2 protein-coding genes are annotated in these 2,804 nt (G+C 61.7%); both read right to left on the reverse strand.

All coding sequences use genetic code 11. The annotated features are described in order from the left end of the window. Positions 1-48: 48 nt before the first annotated feature. Positions 49-1,614 carry a PAS domain-containing methyl-accepting chemotaxis protein gene (locus DCO47_RS26490; protein WP_116659265.1) on the reverse strand — a complete coding sequence of 522 codons (1,566 nt, stop codon included), beginning with the start codon at positions 1,612-1,614 and terminating at the stop codon, positions 49-51. A 102-nt stretch (positions 1,615-1,716) separates the two neighbouring features. Beyond that, positions 1,717-2,508: a CPBP family intramembrane glutamic endopeptidase gene (locus DCO47_RS26495; RefSeq protein WP_042608405.1), complete on the reverse strand. Its 792-nt coding sequence runs from the start codon at positions 2,506-2,508 to the stop codon at positions 1,717-1,719. Positions 2,509-2,804: the final 296 nt, after the last annotated feature.

Raw genomic sequence — 2,804 nt, forward strand, 5'->3', positions numbered from 1 at the left:
AACATGCATTCCAATGTAGGAGCTGCCGAAGGCTGCGATCTTTTGCTTTTAGCGGTTAAACCGCTCCACCAACGAATATTGTGTATTCGCCGTCTTGGTCAGCTCTTCACTCAGCAACGCCGAGTTATGCGCCTGTTCCGACGTCTGATCCGCCAGTTCCGAGATATTGCTGATGTTGCGGCTGATCTCTTCAGCCACCGCACTTTGCTCTTCGGTCGCGGCAGCAATCTGTGTGGTCATGTCGGTGATGTTGGCCACCGCTTCACTGATCCCGACCAGGGCCTGATCCGCCTCCAGTACCCGCGCCACGCCTTCTTCGGCCTGACGATGTCCGGCTTCCATGGTTTGCACAGCGCTGGACGCGGTCTGTTGCAACTTGGCGATCAGCGCGTGAATCTGCCCGGTGGATTCGCTGGTACGTTGCGCCAGTTGACGAACTTCGTCTGCCACCACGGCGAAACCTCGGCCCATTTCGCCGGCACGTGCAGCCTCGATGGCGGCGTTAAGGGCAAGCAGGTTGGTCTGGTCGGCGATGCCTTTGATCACGTCGACCACGCCGCCGATTTCGTCGCTGTCCTTGGCCAGTTGCGTCACGGTCAGGCCGGTTTCCCCAACAACCACGGACAAACGCTGAATGGCTTCGCGGGTTTCCCCGGCGATGTCACGGCCGCGACCGGTGAGGCGGTTGGCTTCCTGGGTGGCGTCAGCGGTGCGTTGTACGTGGCTGGCGACTTCCTGGGTAGTGGCGGCCATCTGGTTGACGGCGGTGGCGACCTGTTCGGTTTCCACGCGCTGGCGTTCCAGGCCGGTCGAGCTGTTGTGCGCCAGGACGTCGGACTGCTTGGCCTGATCGGTCAGGTGTTCGGCGGTGTCCTGCAGACGGGTCAGGCAGGTTTTCAGGCGCGCTTCCTGGCTGAGGATCGACATCTCCAGACGCGCCTGAGCGCCACGGCTGTCGGTGTACATCTGCGCGATCAGCGGGTCGGAGGTGGTCTGCTCGGCGAGGCGCAGCAGGCGCTTGAGCCCGCGTTGCTGCCATTGCAGGCCCATCAGGCCCAGCGGCACCGACAGACCGGCGGCAAGGGCGAAGCCCCACTGCGAGTTCAGCGTCGCGCCGATCATGAAGCTCAACTGGCTGACCAGAATGAACGGCAACCAGTCCTGCAGGATCGGCAGCCATTTGTCCGTCGAAGGAATCGCCGACTTGCCCTGGTTGATGCGTTGATAGAGCGCTTCGGCGCGGCGGATCTGTTCGGCGGTGGGTTTGACGCGCACCGACTCGTAACCGATTACCTGGCTGCCATCAAACACCGGCGTGACGTAGGCGTTAACCCAATAGTGGTCACCGGATTTGCAGCGATTCTTGACAATGCCCATCCATGGCAAGCCTTGTTTCAATGTGCCCCACATGTGCGAGAACACCGCCGACGGCACGTCAGGGTGACGGACCAGATTGTGCGGCGCCCGGATCAGTTCCTCCCGCGAAAACCCGCTGATTTCAACGAACGCGTCGTTGCAGTAGGTGATCACGCCCTTGGCATCGGTGGTGGAAATCAACCGTTGCTGAGCTGGAAAGGTCCGCTCGCGTTGTGTAATGGGCTGGTTGTTACGCATGGTTTTTCAATCCGCAAGGCTTTGAAAGGTTGTCGGCGCTGACAGGTTTTTATTGAAGTTTTTTTTCAGAATTACGTACGGCGTCGCAAAACGGCGCTTGCGTCAACTGGCCAGCATCGGATAGGTGAACAGGCCGAAGTGCAACAGGTTCAGGCCGAAATGCGTGGCGATCGCCGCGCCCAGTCCGCCGAAACGGTAGGCCAGACCATAGCCGACCCCGGCCAGTCCCGCCAGCAACACCCAGGTCCAGCCGGCGCCGGCATGCACCAGACCGAAGAGCAGCGAGGCCGACAGCAGCGCGAGGTTGTCGCCATACGGCAAGTGCTTGAGACGACGGCTGAGTCCGCCCTGTATATAGCCGCGAAACAGCGCTTCCTCGACCAGCGTCACCAGCAGCAGATTGTTCAGCACCCAGAGCCAGGCCTGATCCGGCCACTTTGGCGCCCAGGCAATCACGCCGAGCAGCAGCGCACCGCCGAGGGCGAGAATCGCGCACAGCGTCAGGGCGAGGGCGGTGGCGTAGACCGTCAGTCGCAACGACCGCCGCGCAACGATCCACGGGCACACCAGCAGCAGCCAGAAACCCACCAGCGGTTTGTCGAGATTGAGGTACATCGCGAACGGCACGGCGTTTTCAGTGAAACGTTGTGGATTGATCGCGCGGCCGTTGGCGAAACCCGGCAGCCAGTGCAGCGCCAATGCCAGGGCCAGGACGACAAACAGGCCGTGGCCGAGCCAGCGCGCGACCGGCACCTGTTGCTGGCGCACGGCGAACGCGGCGAACAGCAAAAGCCCCACGGAGATCAATGCCAGCCAACCGAGTTGGCCGTAGCTCAGGGCCAGTCCGTAACCGAGGCCGAGCAGCGCAAGATAGAGCCAGGGCAGCGCCTTCATCGAAAGTCCTTGTGCGAAATTCTGGAAGGGGCTTTCTACACGGGCGAGGGGGTGGGGACAAGTGAAGGGCAGCGAGAAAACCGCCGCTGATAATTTCACACCGACCTGTAGGAGCTGCCGAAGGCTGCGATCTTGAGGCTGTGGGACGCGGAGCGTCCCCGGCTGCATTCCCACGCAGAGCATGGGAACGATCAGACATCACGGCAAACCCCGGATCCCCTGTAGGAGTGAGCCTGCTCGCGATAGCGGTGTGTCATTCCGCGCAGATGTTGGCTGATCGACCGCTATCGCGAGCA

Origin of the sequence: Pseudomonas sp. NDM (assembly GCF_003105095.1) — a bacterium.
GTDB classification, from domain to species: Bacteria; Pseudomonadota; Gammaproteobacteria; order Pseudomonadales; family Pseudomonadaceae; genus Aquipseudomonas; species Aquipseudomonas moraviensis_A.

Bases quoted from the DNA above. Each gene is read 5' to 3' on its own strand.
- DCO47_RS26495 (WP_042608405.1), bottom strand. From the start codon at position 2,508: ATGAAGGCGCTGCCCTGGCTCTATCTTGCGCTGCTCGGCCTCGGTTAC.
- DCO47_RS26490 (WP_116659265.1), bottom strand. From the start codon at position 1,614: ATGCGTAACAACCAGCCCATTACACAACGCGAGCGGACCTTTCCAGCT.